Source organism: Xanthomonas euvesicatoria pv. euvesicatoria, assembly GCF_020880415.1.
Taxonomy (GTDB): Bacteria; Pseudomonadota; Gammaproteobacteria; order Xanthomonadales; family Xanthomonadaceae; genus Xanthomonas; species Xanthomonas euvesicatoria.
The window spans coordinates 130,460-148,228 of the sequence record NZ_JAJIUJ010000069.1 but is presented as its reverse complement, the minus strand read 5'-3'; the positions used below and the strand labels follow the sequence as shown (position 1 = coordinate 148,228).

Annotated in this window: 19 protein-coding genes and 1 tRNA gene; 18 read left to right on the top strand and 2 right to left on the bottom strand. The window is 62.9% G+C overall.

Annotation, left to right across the window (positions count from 1 at the left end; translation table 11 throughout):
- From LN450_RS12125 to LN450_RS12110, 4 genes are all read left to right on the top strand, one after another.
- Positions 1 to 510 (top strand): methylamine utilization protein (locus LN450_RS12125; RefSeq protein WP_228885521.1); only part of this gene is annotated, 510 nt, incomplete at its 5' end.
- Complete coding sequence (locus tag LN450_RS12120) at positions 507 to 2,873, top strand: putative bifunctional diguanylate cyclase/phosphodiesterase (protein WP_011347945.1); 2,367 nt, start codon at positions 507 to 509, stop codon at positions 2,871 to 2,873. The genes LN450_RS12125 and LN450_RS12120, both read left to right, overlap by 4 nt.
- Positions 2,870 to 3,742 (top strand): DUF3034 family protein, encoded by an 873-nt coding sequence (locus tag LN450_RS12115; RefSeq protein WP_057680348.1) that lies wholly within the window; start codon positions 2,870 to 2,872, stop codon positions 3,740 to 3,742. The genes LN450_RS12120 and LN450_RS12115 overlap by 4 nt, the downstream gene beginning before the upstream one ends.
- The gene (locus LN450_RS12110) at positions 3,742 to 4,170 is read left to right on the top strand and encodes a group I truncated hemoglobin (RefSeq protein WP_011347943.1); all 429 of its coding nucleotides are present in this window, start codon (positions 3,742 to 3,744) and stop codon (positions 4,168 to 4,170) included. Before LN450_RS12115 ends, LN450_RS12110 begins: the two co-directional genes overlap by 1 nt.
- A gap of 56 nt (positions 4,171 to 4,226) precedes the next feature.
- Here LN450_RS12110 and LN450_RS12105 read toward each other — a convergent pair whose 3' ends face one another.
- Together LN450_RS12105 and LN450_RS12100 are read right to left on the bottom strand one after the other, a co-directional pair.
- Entirely contained in the window at positions 4,227 to 5,624 is a 1,398-nt protein-coding gene (locus LN450_RS12105) for a hypothetical protein (protein WP_011347942.1), read from the bottom strand.
- 91 nt (positions 5,625 to 5,715) lie between these two features.
- Complete coding sequence (locus LN450_RS12100) at positions 5,716 to 6,516, bottom strand: SDR family NAD(P)-dependent oxidoreductase (protein ID WP_011347941.1); 801 nt, start codon at positions 6,514 to 6,516, stop codon at positions 5,716 to 5,718.
- A gap of 112 nt (positions 6,517 to 6,628) precedes the next feature.
- Here LN450_RS12100 and tpiA point away from each other — a divergent pair, with 112 nt between their 5' ends.
- From tpiA to nuoK, 14 genes are all read left to right on the top strand, one after another.
- Positions 6,629 to 7,384: a triose-phosphate isomerase gene (gene tpiA, locus LN450_RS12095; protein WP_008570966.1), complete on the top strand. Its 756-nt coding sequence runs from the start codon at positions 6,629 to 6,631 to the stop codon at positions 7,382 to 7,384.
- Positions 7,385 to 7,417: 33 nt separating this feature from the next.
- The gene (gene secG / locus LN450_RS12090) at positions 7,418 to 7,891 is read left to right on the top strand and encodes a preprotein translocase subunit SecG (RefSeq protein WP_011347940.1); all 474 of its coding nucleotides are present in this window, start codon (positions 7,418 to 7,420) and stop codon (positions 7,889 to 7,891) included.
- A 49-nt stretch (positions 7,892 to 7,940) separates the two neighbouring features.
- A tRNA-Leu gene (locus tag LN450_RS12085) sits at positions 7,941 to 8,025 on the top strand.
- 102 nt (positions 8,026 to 8,127) lie between these two features.
- On the top strand, positions 8,128 to 8,484 hold the full coding sequence (locus LN450_RS12080; RefSeq protein WP_003485539.1) for an NADH-quinone oxidoreductase subunit A: 357 nt from the start codon (positions 8,128 to 8,130) through the stop codon (positions 8,482 to 8,484).
- The gene (locus tag LN450_RS12075; protein WP_005914280.1) at positions 8,475 to 9,029 is read left to right on the top strand and encodes a NuoB/complex I 20 kDa subunit family protein; all 555 of its coding nucleotides are present in this window, start codon (positions 8,475 to 8,477) and stop codon (positions 9,027 to 9,029) included. Before LN450_RS12080 ends, LN450_RS12075 begins: the two co-directional genes overlap by 10 nt.
- 36 nt (positions 9,030 to 9,065) lie before the next feature.
- Positions 9,066 to 9,818, top strand: coding sequence for an NADH-quinone oxidoreductase subunit C (locus LN450_RS12070; protein ID WP_011347939.1), 753 nt, complete (start codon positions 9,066 to 9,068; stop codon positions 9,816 to 9,818).
- On the top strand, positions 9,815 to 11,122 hold the full coding sequence (locus LN450_RS12065) for an NADH-quinone oxidoreductase subunit D (RefSeq protein ID WP_008570969.1): 1,308 nt from the start codon (positions 9,815 to 9,817) through the stop codon (positions 11,120 to 11,122). The genes LN450_RS12070 and LN450_RS12065 overlap by 4 nt, the downstream gene beginning before the upstream one ends.
- Positions 11,119 to 11,646, top strand: a complete 528-nt coding sequence (gene nuoE, locus LN450_RS12060) for an NADH-quinone oxidoreductase subunit NuoE (RefSeq protein WP_003485548.1) — start codon at positions 11,119 to 11,121, stop codon at positions 11,644 to 11,646. The genes LN450_RS12065 and nuoE overlap by 4 nt, the downstream gene beginning before the upstream one ends.
- 3 nt (positions 11,647 to 11,649) lie before the next feature.
- Positions 11,650 to 12,984: an NADH-quinone oxidoreductase subunit NuoF gene (nuoF, locus tag LN450_RS12055; protein WP_003485551.1), complete on the top strand. Its 1,335-nt coding sequence runs from the start codon at positions 11,650 to 11,652 to the stop codon at positions 12,982 to 12,984.
- On the top strand, positions 12,981 to 15,215 hold the full coding sequence (gene nuoG / locus LN450_RS12050) for an NADH-quinone oxidoreductase subunit NuoG (protein ID WP_011347938.1): 2,235 nt from the start codon (positions 12,981 to 12,983) through the stop codon (positions 15,213 to 15,215). The genes nuoF and nuoG overlap by 4 nt, the downstream gene beginning before the upstream one ends.
- The gene (nuoH, locus tag LN450_RS12045) at positions 15,212 to 16,303 is read left to right on the top strand and encodes an NADH-quinone oxidoreductase subunit NuoH (protein WP_008570972.1); all 1,092 of its coding nucleotides are present in this window, start codon (positions 15,212 to 15,214) and stop codon (positions 16,301 to 16,303) included. Before nuoG ends, nuoH begins: the two co-directional genes overlap by 4 nt.
- 3 nt (positions 16,304 to 16,306) lie before the next feature.
- Positions 16,307 to 16,795 (top strand): NADH-quinone oxidoreductase subunit NuoI, encoded by a 489-nt coding sequence (gene nuoI, locus LN450_RS12040; protein ID WP_003485557.1) that lies wholly within the window; start codon positions 16,307 to 16,309, stop codon positions 16,793 to 16,795.
- Between the two features lie 4 nt (positions 16,796 to 16,799).
- A complete protein-coding gene (locus LN450_RS12035) occupies positions 16,800 to 17,462 on the top strand; it encodes an NADH-quinone oxidoreductase subunit J (protein ID WP_008570973.1) in 663 nt (220 codons plus the stop codon).
- Entirely contained in the window at positions 17,459 to 17,764 is a 306-nt protein-coding gene (gene nuoK / locus LN450_RS12030) for an NADH-quinone oxidoreductase subunit NuoK (RefSeq protein ID WP_005914274.1), read from the top strand. The genes LN450_RS12035 and nuoK overlap by 4 nt, the downstream gene beginning before the upstream one ends.
- Positions 17,765 to 17,769: the final 5 nt, after the last annotated feature.

The following is a 17,769-nucleotide window of genomic DNA, read 5'->3' as shown; positions in this document are numbered from 1 at the left end:
GCGGAGATGGATCAGGTCAATTCGCAGTTCGTGCCTGCCGTGCTCGCAGTGCGCACCGGCACCCTGGTGCGCTTTCCGAACAACGATCAGATTCGCCACCAGGTGTATTCATTCTCTCCGGCCAAGCGCTTCGAGCTGCCGCTGTTTCAAGGCACCACCGCAACGCCGGTGCGTTTCGACCAGGCGGGTCTGGTCACCATCGGCTGCAACATCCACGATTGGATGCTGGGGTACATCGTGGTGCTGGACACGCCGTATTTCGGCAAGACCGGCAGCGATGGCCGCGCCCAGCTGGAGGCGCCTGCGGGCAATTACACGCTGCGGGTCTGGCACCCGCGCATCAAGGGCGCGGCCAGCAGCGAGCCGTTGGTGATCGCACGCGAACCAGTGCAGCGCCGCGTGACCCTGCAGACCACCGGCGCCGCGCCGGCCGTGGCGCCACCGGATGCGCGCGTGCGCGCCCTGCAGGACAAGTTCCGTAACGCCGACCCGAAGAAGCCGCGCCCATGAGGTCGATGCGCCTGCATACCCGCATCGCGGCCTTGCTCGTGCTGGTCGTGCTTGCCACGCAGGCGCTGACCTTCCTTGCCGTGCAGGTGGCGACCGAGCGCAGCGTCAAGGCGCAACTTGGCGAAGAGCTGGAGATCGGGCAGCGGGTCTGGCAACGCATCAACGTGCGCCGCGACGAACAGCTGCTGCAGTCGGCGTCGGTGCTGGCCGACGATTTCGGGTTTCGTGCGGCCGTTGCAAGCGGCGATGTGCCGACCATGCAGTCGGCCTTGCGTAACCACGCCGCGCGCATGTCGGCGCAAACCGCGCTCTTGCTGTCGCCCGATGGCCAATTCTTGACCGGCCTGGCCGACGTGCCGCAAGCCGAACAATTGCGTGCGGTGCAGGCCTTGCTGCAGCAAGCGCAGCGCGATGGACGCGCGGTCGGTGTGGTGGCGCTGAATCAGCACATCGTGCGGTTGGCGGTGGTGCAGGTGCTGGCGCCGAACCGGGTCGGCTGGATTGGGATCGGCAACGAATCCGGCGATGGCCTGGCGCAGGATTTCCGCACCACCACCGGGCTGGATGCGACCTTCTTTACCGATGGCCCGCCGGTGCGCGTGCTGGCCTCCACCCTGGAGCCCTCGGCGCGCGCCCAATTCGCGCAGCAGCTGCCCCTGGCCGAGAAGGTGCAGGCTGCATCGATCCCGCTGACGCTGGATGAGTCGCGTTATCTGGTCAGGCTGCAATCGATCCAGGGCGACAGCCAGGTGCGGGTGGCCTTGCAGGCATCGCTGGATCGCGCCGTGGCGCCGTACCGCATCCTCAAGCTGCGGATCCTGCTGCTGGCAGGCTTGGCCACGGTCGCTGCACTGGGCGTGGCGATTTTTCTTGCGCGCAGCGTGAGCAAACCGGTGGCGCAACTGGTGCAGGCCGCGCGGCGCATTCAGCGCGGCGACTACCGCACCGCCGTGCAGGTGCCGCCAGGCCGCGAACTCGCTGAACTGGCCGACAGTTTCGGGCGCATGCAGCACCAGATCGCCAGCCGCGAACAGCACATCCTGCATCAGGCCCGCCATGACGCCCTGACTGGGTTGCCTAACCGGATCTGGTTGCTGGAGCGCTTGAAGGACGTGGTGGATCAGACCGTGGCATCCGGTGGCACCGCCGCGGTGCTGATCCTGGATCTGGAGCGCTTCAAGGAACTCAACGACAGCCTGGGCCACGACTTCGCCGACCAGGTATTGGTGGAAGCCGGGCGTCGGTTGGTGGAGGTCGTGCAGGAGCCCAACCTGGTGGGCCGGCTGGGAAGCGATGAATTCATGGTGGTGGTGGCGCAAGCCGATGCGGCCAGCGTGCAGCAGGATGCGCAGCGCCTGCTGCTGCAGTTGCGCCGCCCGCTGGTGTTGCCGCAGGCGCGCATCCAGCTCGAAGCCAGCATCGGCATCGCCTTGATTCCCGAGCACGGCGCCGACCCGGACACCTTGTTGCGCCGGGCCGACATTGCACGGCGGCAGGTCGGTACGACGGCCGCCTTCGGCGCCAGCGTCTACCGCATGGGCCAGGACGAACAGCATTTGCGGCGTTTGCGCCTCACCGGCGATCTGCGTCAGGCCATCGGCGCCAATGAACTCACCTTGCGCTTCCAGCCCAAGATTTGTCTGCGCACCGATCATGTCGAACAGGTCGAAGTGCTGGTGCGCTGGCATCATCCGGTGCTCGGGCCGATCGGCCCGGACGAATTCATCCCGCTTGCCGAACACTCCGGCGTGATCCATCCGCTCACCCGCTTCGTGCTGGACCAAGCGCTGCGCTGCCAGGCGCAATGGCGCAAGCAGGGGCTGGAACTGGGCATGGCCATCAACCTGTCCGCACTGGATCTGTCCGATCCCGGATTGCCCGACTTCGTCCGCGGCTGCCTGGAGCATCATGCCGTGCCAGCGCAGTCGGTCACACTGGAATTGACCGAAAGTGCCCTGATGCGCGATGTCGAATTCGCGCTGCACATGCTGCATCAGTTGCGCAGTGTCGGCGTGCGCCTGTCCATCGACGACTTCGGCACCGGCTATTCCTCGTTGGCACAACTCAAGCGCATGCCGGTGAACGAATTGAAGATCGACAAGAGTTTCGTCATGCAGTTGGCCGAAGGCACCGACGATGCCTTCATCGTGCGCAGCACGATCGATCTGGGGCATAACCTAGGGCTGAGCGTGATTGCCGAAGGCGTCGAGAACGCCGCGGCCCTCGCGTTGCTGCGCGGCTACGGCTGCGACATGGTGCAGGGCTATCTGTATTCGCCACCGCTGGAAGAAGCGCCGCTGGTGGCCTGGTGCATGCGCCAACTCGGCATCACCACGCCAGCGCATGCAGGAGTGCAGCGATGAGCGGGCATCTGGGTGTTGCGCTTGTTGCTGCTGCGGTGGCCGGCGTGTTCGCGCCGCTGCATGCCCTGGCCAGCGACGGGCGCCTGCTCGCCACCGGCGGCGTGTCGATGATCGAAGGCAGTAGCGGCGGCGGCATCGTGCCGTGGGCCACGTTGTCCGGGTACGGCACGCGCGACGAGCTTGGCACCGTCGCGTTCGCAACCCATGTCGACAGCGGCGATTACCGTCTCGACGTGCAGGGCGCCGCGCTCACGGTCGGCAATCGGCTGGAACTGTCGCTTGCCCGCCAGCGCCTGGATCTGGGCACCTTGCAGGACCGGCTCGGCTTGCCATGGAATGCGCTTGGCCAGGACGTGTTCGGTGCCAAGGTGCGCGTGGCCGGCGACCTTGTGTACGGACATGCGCCACAAGTCAGCCTGGGCGTGCAGTACAAACGCCTGCGCAACGGCACCTTGCCGTTGGCGATCGGTGCGCGCGACGATCACGGCACCGACATCTATGTCAGCGCAAGCCGCCTGTTGCTGCAGGGCGCTGCTGGATATCAGCTGCTGCTCAACGGCACCTTGCGCGCTACCCGCGCCAACCAGGCCGGCTTGCTCGGCTTCGGCGGCTATCGCCGCAACAGCTATCGCCTGGTTCCGGAGGTCAGCGCTGCCGTCGTGCTGTCGCCGTCCTGGGCAGTGGGTGTGGAATATCGCGACAAACCCGATAACCTCGGCTTTGCGCGCGAGCAAGCGTGGGCAGATGCATTCGTTGCCTGGTACCCGAGCAAGCATGTCTCGTTGACCGCTGCATTCGCCGATCTTGGCGACATCGCCACGCTTGCCGATCAGCGCGGCCCTTATCTCTCCTTGCAGGTGGCGTTCTGATGAACCGATGGCTGCGCTGGTCGCTGCTCTGCGTGCTGGGCCTGACGAGCGCCTGCGCCAGCACGCAATCGCGGCAGACGCTGTACGACGAACTCGGCGGGCGGGCCGGCATTGAAGCGCTGGTGGAAACCATGCTCTCGCGCATCGCCGACGACCCACGCATCGTCGATAAATTCGCGCGCGTCAATATCGTCATGCTCAATGAGCGCCTGGTGCAGAAGTTCTGCCATGTCGCCGACGGCCCATGCCCGGACACCGCCAAATCGATGCAGCAGGCGCACGCGCACCTGGCCATCCGCGAAGGCGACTTCAATGCCCTGGTCGAGGATCTGAACTGGGCCATGGATCAGCGCAAGATTCCGCGTCGCACGCAAAACCGCCTGCTGGCGCGTCTGGCGGCCATGCACGGCGAGATCGTCAATCACTGATTGACACCTACCAAGCGTGGTGCTCCGTGTCGCAACGGTCAGCGATCATGGCGAATTCAACCCGGTTCACCAGGGATGTATGACTCGGGTCGGGAATGAATCGGACTTTTGACGGAGTCTGCAACGAAAGAATAAATGCTTGCCGTCAGGATCGCCGCCAACCCCAATTGGATGAAGAACGCCCTCCTGCTGATTTCTTGAAAAGCTAACGCACAATATGCCAGGCAGTAGAGGGGGAGAAAGAATCGCGTCTCGATTGCGCCAGGAATGATGGCTATGCAAGGTGCGAGCAAGGTCAGGGTGTATAGAGCCCTGGCGCTCACGGTCTGCTGGGATGGCGCGAAAAATATCGCCTTGCCCAACTGAGTGATGCCAAAGGTGACGATGATAAGGAAAAGGATCGAGCGTCGATTTTTTTCGGCGGATGGTTGTTTGGTATAGACCTCTCCATCTCTGGCATCGAGCGCTGAGGCGGTGTGGCGCAGATAGATTTGGAAAAACGTAATTGGATGTTTCGCCATAATCGCCAACATTCGAGTGAAAGACTGGTTTTTCACAAAACCGCCATTCTTCTCCAATAATGCCGCACCGCGCTGGTTGGCGTAGAAGGTCGGGGTTGCCTTTGCGGTACCGGGGTCGATGTAGGTTTCGTACCTATCGACCACCATGCCCCAAGTCAGCTGCCTGGCAAAAAGTGATGCGCCGCGGACATCGGTCACCACGAGCGGAGACATGGTGGCATGGTGTGTGTGGTTGATTGCTATCTGCGGCAAAGCGCCGATAAGCGAGCCCGCTAAAAACGTCGCGAGCGCAAAAGCTCTGTGTTGAATGTCCTTGGCAAAAAACGTTGCAGAGACGATGGCGAGGGCAATGAATGAGAATAGATAAATAGTTCTGATGTTGTATGTGAGATAGCAGATTAGTCCCGCGGCAAATAGTCCGTATAACGACTTTGATCTGATCGAATTCACCGTTATGTACACGGACAGTGCCATCAATCCAAGTGATGGTGCATCGCTTAGAGGGTAGGAGATTAATCCTGGGAATACAGATGCAATAAGGGTTGGTGGAATAAGTCTTCTTGCGGTAGAAAGCTTCTCGCCAAATATCGATCTGTAAAGATTTGGGAGCAATATGGAAAATGTGTAGGCATATCCGATCGATTGCCCTATTTTTAGAGAAAGCAGCCCTGCGGGCTGCGATTGATCAAAGACAAGCCTGAAAGGGGTCAGTAGGAGCGGGTAGGCATAGCCCCTGATCGTTTGTGGGAAGGTGCCGTTGATGATGGCTGAGCTTAGTGCCCAGTAAGCGCCGGCATCACCCGTAAAGTCCCTGGCATCAATGATCAGTTGGGCTATGAAAAAGATCGCTGCAGCAACAATGAATGGAAGTGCCCGTGAATCATTGCGTGTGGCCGCTGGTGTATAAAGCGGTACTGTGCCGAGACTTGTCATTGCCTTGATTGTGTTCCTAATGGTGATGTCAGTAGTGGCCTCAAGGTCGCCCGCGTCGCTTGAGCGTTTCTACCTCATGAAGTATGAGTGTTCACGCCAGCGGCCGCACCCGATGCGAGCCGCGCGCCATCAGGCGTAGGGCAAACGCATGCGGCAACAGCCGCAGTGCTGCGTTGACCAGCCGATAGCGCCAGCCCGGTACCGCCAGCACCTGGCCGCGCTCCAGTGCGGCGATTCCATATTCGGCCACTGCATCGGCCTGCAGCCAGGCCCAGGCGGGCAGGGTGGACATCGCCTCGCGGGTGCCGGTCACGTCGTGGAATTCGGACCAGGCAAAGCCCGGACACAGCGCGCAGACCTTGACCGCGCAATCGGCGTTTTCCAGCGCCAGCGATTCGCTGAAGCGCAGCATGAAGCTCTTGCTGGCCGCATACAGGGTCTGCCCATCGGCGCTGGGCGTCAGTGCGGCGAAGGAGGCCACGTTGAGAATGCGGCCCTGGCCGCTGGCACGGATCATCGGCAGCAGTCGCCAGGTCAGTTCGCACACCGCGCCCACCATCACCTGCAGGAAGCGCGCATGCGTGGCCCAGTCGTGATGCAGGTAGCGGCCCGGCACGCCGTAACCGGCATTGTTGACCAGTGTGCCCACGGTCCAGCCGTTGCGCTGGATCTGCGTTGCCAGCGCCTCGGCCGCGGCAGGGTCGGCCAGATCGGCCGGCAGCACTTCCACCCGAACCGTGCTGCGCAATTCCTCGGCCAATGCCTGCAGCCGGTCCACCCGTCGTGCGGTCAGGATCAACGGCACGCCGCGCCTGGCGTATGCGCGCGCAATCTCGCGGCCAATGCCGCTGGAGGCGCCGGTGATCAAGGCGAAGACAGGCGAAACGGACATGGCAGGTTCCTGTAAGGGGAGGGGAAGGACATCTGGCGGACAGAAGTGTGCCGGTTGCTGCCAGGCCTTGGGCTATTCTGTCGCCTGTCTTCAACTCAGGAACCTGCGCCTGATGCGTCGAAAGATCGTTGCCGGAAATTGGAAGCTGCATGGCAGCCGCGCCTTCGCCACCGAACTGGTGGCCAAGGTGGCCGCGCACATGCCCCTGGAGGGTGTCGAAGTCGTCATCCTGCCGCCACTGCCTTACCTCGGCGACCTGATCGAGGATTTCGAGGCCCATCACCTGTCGTTCGGAGCCCAGGACGTCAGCAGTAATGAGAAGGGCGCCTACACCGGCGAGGTCTCGGCCTCCATGCTGGTCGATGTCGGTGCCGGCTACGGGCTGGTCGGCCACTCCGAGCGCCGCCAGTATCACCATGAGAGCAGCGAGCTGGTGGCACGCAAGTTTGCCGCCGCCATCCATGCCGGACTGATTCCAGTGCTGTGCGTGGGCGAATCGCTGGAACAGCGTGAAGCCGGTCAGACCGAGGCAATCCTACGTGCCCAGCTCGACCCGGTCCTGGCGCTGGTCGGCAGCGCCGGTTTCGCAGGCGCGGTGCTGGCCTACGAACCGATCTGGGCCATTGGCACCGGCCGCACTGCGACCCCGGAGCAGGCGCAGGCCGTACACGCCTTCCTGCGTGGCGAAGTCGCGAAGGCGGATGCTAGAATCGCCGATTCGCTGCCCATCCTGTACGGGGGCAGTGTCAAGCCCGACAACGCCGGCGAGCTGTTCGCGCAGCCTGACGTCGATGGCGGGCTAGTCGGAGGCGCGTCACTGGTCGCCGAAGATTTCCTGGCCATCGCACGCGCGGCGGCCGCGTGCTAACCCATTAAGTTTTGTCCGGGGACGGATTTCGAAATGCTGATGTTGATCCTCAATGTGATCTACGTGCTGGTCGCCCTGGCGATGATTGCGCTGATTCTGATGCAGCGTGGCGCAGGTGCGGCGGCCGGTTCCGGCTTCGGCGCCGGCGCGTCCGGCACCGTGTTCGGTTCGCAGGGTGCGTCGAACTTCCTGTCCAAGTCGACCAAGTGGCTGGCGGTGGTGTTCTTCAGCATCAGCCTGTTCATGGCGTGGTACGCCACGCACGGCGCACGTCCTACGGATCAGAACCTGGGTGTGATGTCGCAGTCGGCAACCCCGGCTCCGGCCGCCGCCGGCGAGCTCACCCAGCCGTTGCCGCAGGCCCCGGCCGCAGGTGCGGTGCCGACCGCTCCGTCGCAGCCGGCTCCGGCCGCTGCCCCGGCAGTGGCGCCTGCGCAGTCCGCACCGGCGCAGCCGGCGCCTGCAGCAAGCGAAGAAAACGCTTCAGAACCAGCACAAAAACGCTGAAGCCGGTTACAATACGCTGCGCACTGGGATGCCCGGCGGCGCAACGTATGCCCAGGTGGCGGAATTGGTAGACGCACTACCTTGAGGTGGTAGCGACTTAGGTCGTAGGGGTTCGAGTCCCCTCTTGGGCACCATTGTTTGGCTGCAGTTCCTGCGCATCGCTTGTCGCGCGCGGGGTCTGCCTATACCCCATGCCGGCACGCGGCGCGTGCGGGCAGAGGCAAGAGAGAATCGCTGTGCTGGCCGAATATTTGCCGAGTCTGCTGTTTCTGATCGTCGCCACCGGTATCGGCATCGTGCTGATGTTGGTCGGTCGATTCCTCGGTCCGCGTAGCCCGGACCCGCGCAAGCTCTCTCCTTACGAGTGCGGCTTCGAAGCCTTCGAAGACGCGCGCATGAAGTTCGATGTGCGCTACTACCTGATCGCGATCCAGTTCATCGTGTTCGATCTGGAAATCATCTTCATCGTGCCGTGGACGCAGGTGTTCATGGAGATCGGCGCACGTTCGCTGGTCACCATGGGGCTGTTCGTCGGCATGTTGTTCCTCGGCTTTATCTACGTGTGGAAGAAGGGAGCGCTGGAATGGGAGTGATTCAGACCCTGGATAGTCTGATGACCAACCCGATGCCGGAAGGCCGGGTGGAAGACATCCTGCGCCCGGAAGGCGAAAACCCGTTGCTCGAAAAGGGCTACGTGACCACCAGCGTCGATGCGCTGCTGAACTGGGCGCGTACCGGCTCGATGTGGCCGATGACCTTCGGTCTGGCGTGCTGTGCGGTCGAAATGATGCACGCGGGCGCCTCGCGCCTGGATCTGGACCGCTACGGCGTGGTGTTCCGCCCGTCGCCGCGCCAGTCCGACGTGATGATCGTGGCCGGTACCCTGGTCAACAAGATGGCCCCGGCGCTGCGCAAGGTCTACGACCAGATGCCCGATCCGAAGTGGGTCATCTCGATGGGCAGCTGCGCCAACGGCGGCGGCTACTATCACTATTCGTATTCGGTGGTGCGCGGTTGCGACCGCATCGTGCCGGTGGACATCTACGTCCCGGGCTGCCCGCCGACCGCCGAGGCGCTGGTCTACGGCATCTTGCAGCTGCAGAAGAAGATCTGGCGTACCCAGACGATCGCGCGCTGACACCCGTCTTCTTCTACCGAGAGCAGCCAAGCCCCCATGGCAGAGCAAGCATCCTCCTTCACTGACCGACTTGCGGCACGTTTCGCCGGTGCGCAGATTGCCGTGGCATTGCCGCGCGGCGAAGTGACGCTGGAAGTCGCGGCCGCCGATTGGCACGCCACCTGTCTTGCACTGCGTGACGAGCTCGGTTTCGAACAGCTCAGCGACCTGTGTGGCGTCGATTACCTGGGCTACGGCAGCGACGAGTGGGATACCGCCGACGTGTCGTCGCAGGGCTTCAGTCGCGGCGTCGAAGGCAAGGCCGTCGGCCGTTTCGCCTGGGGCGAGTTCCCCAGCCAGGAAAGCTCTGCCGGCGCGCAGCCGCAGCAGCTGCCCAAGCAACGTTTTGCGGTGGTCGCACAGCTGATTTCCTACCAGCACAACCAGCGTCTGCGCGTGCGTTGCTACGCACCGGACGAGCAGGTGCCGGTGGTGGCGTCGTTGACCGATATCTGGCCGGGCGTGAACTGGTTCGAGCGCGAGGCGTTTGACCTGTTCGGCATCGTGTTCGATGGGCACCCGGACCTGCGCCGCATCCTGACCGACTACGGATTCGTCGGCCACCCGTTCCGCAAGGACTTTCCGCTGATCGGCAACGTCGAAGTGCGTTACGACGAGGAGCGCAAGCGCGTGGTGTACGAGCCGGTGACCTCGGTCGAGCCGCGCGTCGGCGTGCCGCGCGTCATTCGCGACGATGCCCGTTATGAGACTGCCGCTGGTGAAGTGGGCAAGTCGGAGACTGCCAAGTGAGTGAGTTCCGCCAGGCAACCGATGCCTTCGCGAGCAATCCTGTCGAAAGCAAGCAGGAAATCCGCAATTACACGATGAACTTCGGCCCGCAGCATCCTGCGGCGCACGGCGTGTTGCGCCTGATCCTGGAAATGGATGGCGAGACCGTGGTGCGTGCCGATCCGCATATCGGCCTGCTGCACCGTGGCACCGAGAAGCTGGCCGAGTCCAAGCCGTTCAACCAGTCGGTTCCGTACATGGATCGTCTGGATTACGTCTCGATGATGTGCAACGAGCACGCCTATGTGCGCGCGATCGAATCCCTGATGGGGATCGAAGCACCCGAGCGTGCGCAGTACATCCGCACCATGTTCGACGAGATCACCCGCATCAAGAACCATTTGATGTGGGTCGGTTCCAATGCGCTCGATCTGGGTGCGATGGCGGTGATGCTGTATGCATTCCGCGAGCGCGAAGAACTGATGGACGTCTACGAGGCGGTCAGTGGCGCGCGCATGCACGCGGCCTACTACCGTCCCGGCGGCGTCTACCGCGATCTACCCGATCGCATGCCGCAGTACAAGGAGTCGCGTTGGCACAAGGGCGGGGCGCTGAAGAAGCGCAATGCCGGTCGCGAAGGCACCATGCTGGACTTCCTCGAGGAGTTCACCAATACCTTCCCGGCACGCGTGGACGAGTACGAGACCCTGCTGACCGATAACCGCATCTGGAAGCAGCGTACCGTCGACGTCGGCATAATCAGCCCGGATCTGGCACGCGCCTGGGGCATGACCGGTCCGATGTTGCGTGGCTCGGGCATCGAGTGGGATCTGCGCAAGAAGCAGCCCTACGCCAAGTACGACGCGGTGGATTTCGATATCCCCGTCGGCACCAACGGCGACTGCTATGACCGCTACCTGGTGCGCGTGGCCGAGATGCGCGAATCCAACCGCATCATCAAACAGTGCGTGAAGTGGCTGAAGGCCAACCCGGGCCCGGTCATGGTCACCAATTTCAAGGTCGCTCCGCCCAGCCGAGAAGGCATGAAGGACGACATGGAAGCGCTGATCCATCACTTCAAGCTGTTCAGTGAAGGCTATTGCGTGCCGGCCGGCGAAACCTATAGCGCGGTGGAAGCACCCAAGGGCGAGTTCGGTTGCTACTTGATGTCCGACGGCGCCAACAAGCCGTTCCGCGTGCATCTGCGCGCGCCGGGTTTTGCGCATCTGTCGTCGATGGATGCGGTGGTGCGTGGCTATTTGCTGGCCGACGTCGTGGCGATGATCGGTACTTACGATTTGGTTTTCGGTGAGGTTGACCGATGAAGGCGACGGGTAATTTCGAAGCGGCGCGCGACGTCGATCCGCAGGTGGTGCTGAGCGACAAGACGCGCGCGCACATCGATCACTGGCTGACCAAGTTCCCGCCGGACCGCAAGCGTTCGGCGGTGCTGCAGGGTCTGCACGCCGCGCAAGAGCAGAACCAGGGCTGGCTGACCGACGAATTGATCGTGGGCGTAGCCAAGTACCTGGAGCTGCCGCCGGTATGGGCTTATGAGGTCGCCAGCTTTTACTCGATGTTCGAGACCGAACGCGTCGGCCGCCATAACGTGGCGTTCTGCACCAATATCAGCTGCTGGCTCAATGGCGCCGAGGATCTGCTGGCCCACGCGGAAAAGAAGCTGGGTTGCAAGCTGGGGCAGTCGACGGCCGATGGTCGCGTCTACCTCAAGCGCGAAGAAGAGTGCCTGGCTGCCTGCTCCGCGGCGCCGATGATGGTCATCAATGGCCACTATCACGAGCATCTGACGAAAGAAAAGGTCGACGCGCTGCTGGACGGGCTGGAGTAAGACATGGCACATCATCACGCACCCTCAGGCCCGGTCGGTCCGGCGCCGCAGCCGCATCAGGTCGTCTACACGACCCTGCACTATGACACTCCGTGGTCGTATGAGAGCTATCTGAAAACCGGTGGCTACGCCGCGCTGCGCAAGATCCTCGAAGAGAAGATCCCGCCGGCCGATGTTATCGAAATGGTCAAGGCGTCGAACCTGCGCGGCCGTGGTGGTGCGGGCTTTCCGACCGGGTTGAAATGGTCGTTCATGCCCAAGGGCACGATGCAGAAGTACATCCTGTGCAATTCGGACGAATCCGAGCCGGGCACCTGCAAAGACCGCGACATCCTGCGCTACAACCCGCATTCGGTGGTGGAGGGCATGGCGATCGCCTGCTACGCCACCGGCTCGACGGTGGGCTACAACTACCTGCGTGGCGAATTCCACCACGAGCCGTTCGAAAACTTCGAGCTGGCGCTGGCCGATGCCTACGCCAACGGTTGGTTGGGCAAGAACATTCTCGGCAGCGGCGTGGATATCGACATCTACGGTGCGCTGGGCGCTGGTGCGTACATCTGCGGCGAAGAAACCGCATTGATGGAATCGCTGGAAGGCAAGAAGGGCCAGCCGCGCTACAAGCCGCCGTTCCCCGCGAATTTCGGCCTGTACGGCAAGCCGACCACCATCAACAACACCGAGACCTATGCGTCGGTGCCGGCGATCATTCGCAACGGCCCGGAGTGGTTCCTCGGTTTGAGCAAGACCAAGAACGGCGGCCCGAAGATCTTCTCGGTGTCCGGTTGCGTGCAGAAGGGCGGCAATTTCGAGGTGCCGCTCGGCACCACCTTCGACGAACTGCTGGAAATGGCCGGCGGGCTGCGCCCGGGTCGCAAGCTCAAGGGCGTGGTGCCCGGTGGCGTGTCGATGCCGGTGCTGAAGGCCGACCAGGTGGCTGGCCTGCAGATGGACTACGACACCTTGCGTGCGCTCGGCACCGGTCTGGGTTCGGGTGCCATCGTGGTGCTGGACGACAGCGTCTGCTGCGTGCGTTTCGCCTGCCGCATCTCGCAGTTCTTCCACAAGGAATCCTGCGGCCAGTGCACCCCGTGCCGCGAGGGCACCGGCTGGATGCACCGCGTGCTGGAGCGCATCGTCGCCGGCAAGGCCACGATGGAAGACCTGCATCAGCTGCGCACCGTCGCTGGCCAGATCGAAGGCCATACCATCTGTGCGTTCGGCGAAGCGGCGGCATGGCCGATCCAAGGCTTCCTGCGCCAGTTCTGGGACGAGTTCGAGTACTACATCGTCAACGGTCGTTCGATCGTCGATACGCAAGTCGGAGTGGCTGCATGAGCGCCCAACCAGTGAACCCGAACGTGCCACCGGACCATGTGACCGTCGAGATCGACGGCCAGAGTCTGGTCGTGCCGAAGGGCTCGATGATCATCCAGGCGGCCGACAAGGCCGGCATCCCGATTCCGCGCTTCTGCTACCACGAGAAGCTGCCGATCGCGGCCAACTGCCGCATGTGCCTGGTCGATGTCGAAAAGTCGCCCAAGCCGTCGCCTGCCTGCGCCACGCCGGTGATGGATGGCATGAAGGTCACTACGCGTAGCGAAAAGGCTTTGAAGTACCAGCGCAGCGTGATGGAATTCCTGCTGATCAACCACCCGCTGGACTGCCCGATCTGCGATCAGGGCGGCGAGTGCGAACTGCAGGACGTTTCGCTCGGTTACGGCCGTTCGGTCAGCCGCTTCAACGAGCGCAAGCGGGTGGTGCCGGACGAGGACATCGGTCCGCTGGTTGCCACCGAGATGACCCGCTGCATCCAGTGCACCCGTTGCGTGCGTTTCACCGCTGATATTGCCGGCACCTACGAGCTGGGCGGCATGTATCGCGGCGAGAACCTGCAGATCGGCACCTACGACGGCAAGCCGCTGACCACCGAGATTTCCGGCAACGTCATCGACGTCTGCCCGGTGGGCGCGCTGACCAACAAGGTGTTCCAGTTCCGCGCGCGTCCGTGGGAACTGATGGCGCGCGAATCGCTGGGTTACCACGATGCGATGGGTTCGAACCTGTTCCTGCACGTGCGTCGTGGCGAAGTGCTGCGCACAGTGCCGCGTGAGAACGAGGCAGTCAACGAATGCTGGCTCTCCGACCGCGACCGTTATTCGCATCAGGGCCTGTATGCCGAAGACCGTGCGGTCAAGCCGCTGAAGAAGGTTAACGGGCAGTGGACTGAAGTGAGCTGGGCCGAAGGTCTGGCCGCCGCCACGCAGATCCTGCGCGAAAACGCCGGCGATCAGCTCGGCGTGTTGGTGCATCCGTCCACGTCCAACGAAGAAGGCGCATTGCTCGCGCGTCTGGCCGAAGGTCTGGGCAGCGGCAACCTGGACCACCGTTTGCTCAACCGTGATTTCTCCGACGCTGCGGTAGCCGAAGCGTTCGCCACGCCGCTGGCGGAGATCGAACAGGCTGACGTGGTGGTGTTGTTCGGCACCAATGTGCGGCATGAGCTGCCGTTGCTGCATGCGCGTCTGCGCAAGGCGCATATCCAGAACCGTACGCAGATTCACTCGGTCAACCCGGTCGACTTCGACTTCGCCTTCACCCAGGCCAGCCGCACCGTGGTGGCGCCGTCGCAGTTGGCGGGTGCACTGAGCGATGCGACCCTGCGCGATGCGGTCAAGGCTGCAAGCCGCGCCGTGATCGTGGTCGGCGCGTTGGCCGAAAATCATCCGCAGGCTGCCGCGTTGCGTGCCGCCGCACGCGACTTTGCTGCCGCAACCGGCGCAGCATTGTGCCGCATCCCGCAAGGCGCCAATGCCGTGGGTCTGGTGGCGCAGGGCGTGCTGCCGACCGCGCGCGATGTCGCCGGCATGCTGGCCCAGCCGCGTCAGGCGTACGTGCTGTACGGCATCGAGCCAGGCCTGGATTTTGCCGACGCCGCCGCTGCACGCAGCGCGCTGGCAGGCGCCAAGGTGGTTGCCTTCAGCCAGTTCGCCTGTGCGCCGACGCGTGATGTGGCCGATGTGATTCTGCCGATCGGTGCGTTGCCGGAGATCGATGCATCGCTGACCAATCTCGATGGCCGCGTGCAGACTGCACGTGCTGCTGGCCGTTTACCGGTCGAAGCGCGCGAGGGCTGGCGCGTGCTGCGTGCACTTGGCGGTGAACTGGGTCTGCCCGGTTTCGAATTCATCGACCTGATCGGCCTGCGCGCCGGCATGCAGAACCGCAACGTGACGCCAACGGCGTCGGCGCAGCCAGCGGCCGCCAGCAACGGGCTGGAAGTCGCTGCAACTGCGGCGATCTACCGCACCGATGCGGTGGTGCGTCGGGCCGCTGCGCTGCAGTCGCATCCGCTCAACATCGCGCCGTGCGTGGCGATGCATCCGGAGCAGGCGACGCAGTTGCAGGTCCAGGCTGGTCAGATGGTCAAGGTCGGTACCGATGCCGGTAAGGCAACGTTGCCGGTGGTGCTGGACAAGCGCGTCGCACCGGGCACGGTGTGGATCGAATCCGGCCATGGCGCAACCGCGCCGCTCGGTGCCGGTCGTGTAACGGTGGTGGCTGCATGAACGAATTGTTGTTGAACCTGGTCGACCCGTTGCACCAGTGGTTCCTGGGGCTGGGTGATGGTGGCGTGGTGCTGTGGTCGGTATTGAAGATCCTGCTGATCGCCGTGCCGGTGATCGTGGCAGTGGCCTTCTACGTGGTCTGGGAGCGCAAGCTGATCGGCTGGATGCACGTGCGCCATGGGCCCATGTATGTGGGTATGGGCATCTTCCAGGCCTTCGCCGACGTCTTCAAACTCCTGTTCAAGGAAATCGTGCAGCCAACCAGCTCGCACAAGGCGATGTTCGTCATCGCACCGCTGCTGACACTGGCGCCGGCCTTTGCCGCATGGTCGGTAGTGCCATTCGATGCGAAGCTGGTGTTGTCCAATGCCAACGTCGGCCTGCTGTATCTGCTGGCGATGACCTCGCTGGGCGTGTACGGCATCATCCTGGCCGGCTGGGCATCGAACTCGAAATACGCCTTCCTGGGCGCGATGCGTTCGGCCGCGCAGGTGGTCAGCTACGAAATCGCGATGGGCTTTGCGCTGGTCGGTGTGATGATTGCCTCCGGCAGCGTCAACCTGAGCCAGATCGTGTTCGCGCAGGCCGGCAACTCCGGTTTCTTCGACTGGTTCCTGATTCCGCTGTTCCCGTTGTTCATCGTGTACTGGGTTTCTGGCGTCGCCGAAACCAACCGCGCGCCGTTCGACGTGGTGGAAGGCGAATCGGAAATCGTCGCCGGTCACATGGTGGAATATTCCGGCGGTGCGTTCGCCCTGTTCTTCCTGGCCGAATACGCCAACATGATCCTGGTCAGCTTCCTGATCTCGATCTTCTTCCTCGGCGGTTGGTTGAGCCCGATCCAGGGCTGGGTCAATGCGGACGTTTCGCCGTGGATCGACTGGTTGTGGAAAGGCGGCTGGCCGTGGCTGCTGATGAAGGTGTTCTTCTTCGCCAGCGCCTATATCTGGTTCCGCGCCAGCTTCCCGCGTTACCGCTACGACCAGATCATGCGTCTGGGCTGGAAGGTCTTCATTCCGCTCACGATCGTGTGGATCGCAGTGACGGCGTTGATGGTGTTTTACGGCGTGATCCAGAAGGGCGTGTAATTGATGAACAAGATCACCCATTACTTCAAGAGCTTGCTGCTGCTCGAGCTGCTCGGCGGCTTGTGGCTGACGTTGAAATACACGTTCAAGCCCAAGTACACCGTGCTGTATCCGATGGAGAAGTTCCCGCAGTCGCCGCGCTTTCGTGGCCTGCATGCGCTGCGCCGTTATCCCAACGGCGAAGAGCGTTGCATCGCCTGCAAGCTGTGCGAAGCAGTCTGCCCGGCGTTGGCGATCACCATCGACTCGGCCAAGCGCGAAGACGGCACCCGCCGCACCACGCGCTACGACATCGACCTGTTCAAGTGCATCTTCTGCGGCTTCTGCGAAGAAAGCTGCCCGGTGGACTCGATCGTCGAAACGCACATCCTCGAGTACCACTTCGAGAAGCGTGGCGAAAACATTGTCAACAAGCCGCAGCTGCTGGCGATCGGAGACCGGTTAGAGACCGAGATCGCCGAGCGTCGCGCTGCCGATGCCGCCTTCCGTTGAGGTCATGATGGACTGGGTCACTCTTGCTTTCTACGCCTTCTCCGCCGTCGCGGTCGTGTCCGCCGGTGCGGTGATCAGCGTGCGCAACCCGGTATACGCCGTGTTGTGCCTGATCCTCACGTTCTTCTCGATGGCATGCATCTGGCTGTTGGTCGGGGCTGAATTCCTCGGCGTGACGCTGGTGCTGGTCTATGTCGGCGCGGTGATGGTGCTGTTCCTCTTCGTGGTGATGATGCTGGACATCGATACCAGCCGCCTGCGCGAGGGATGGGTCAAGTACATGCCGCTCGGCGTCATCGTGGCGGTGGCCATGCTCGCGCAGATGGTCACGTTGATCGGTGTCAAGGCGCGCAGCGCCACGCCGTTCCCGGCAGACAACGCAGCTGCGCAAGCGGCTGACAGTTCCAACCTGACCTGGTTAGCCAAGAGCCTGTACACCGAATTTCTGCTGCCTTTCGAATTTGCCGCGGTGATCCTGACGGTGGCGGTGGTGGCTGCAGTGATGCTGACCCTGCGCAAGCGCACTGGCATCAAGTTGCAGAATGCCGGCGAGCAGTCCCGGGTCAAGGCGGGCGACCGTCTGCGCATGGTCAAAATGGCGGTTGAAAAGCCGGTACAGGTTGCGCCGCAAATCGACGCGGCCGACGGACAGGAGGCGAAGTCTTGATTACCTTGGGCCACCTGCTTGGACTGGGCGCGGTGCTGTTCTGCATCTCGCTGGCCGGCATCTTCCTCAACCGCAAGAACGTCATCGTGCTGCTGATGTCGATCGAGTTGATGTTGCTGTCGGTCAACGTCAACTTCATCGCGTTCTCGCGCGAGCTTGGCGATACCGCCGGTCAGTTGTTCGTGTTCTTCATTCTGACGGTTGCCGCTGCGGAGGCTGCAATCGGCCTTGCGATCTTGGTGACTCTGTTCCGCACGCGCCGCACGATTAATGTGGCCGAAGTCGATACGTTGAAGGGCTGACCTGT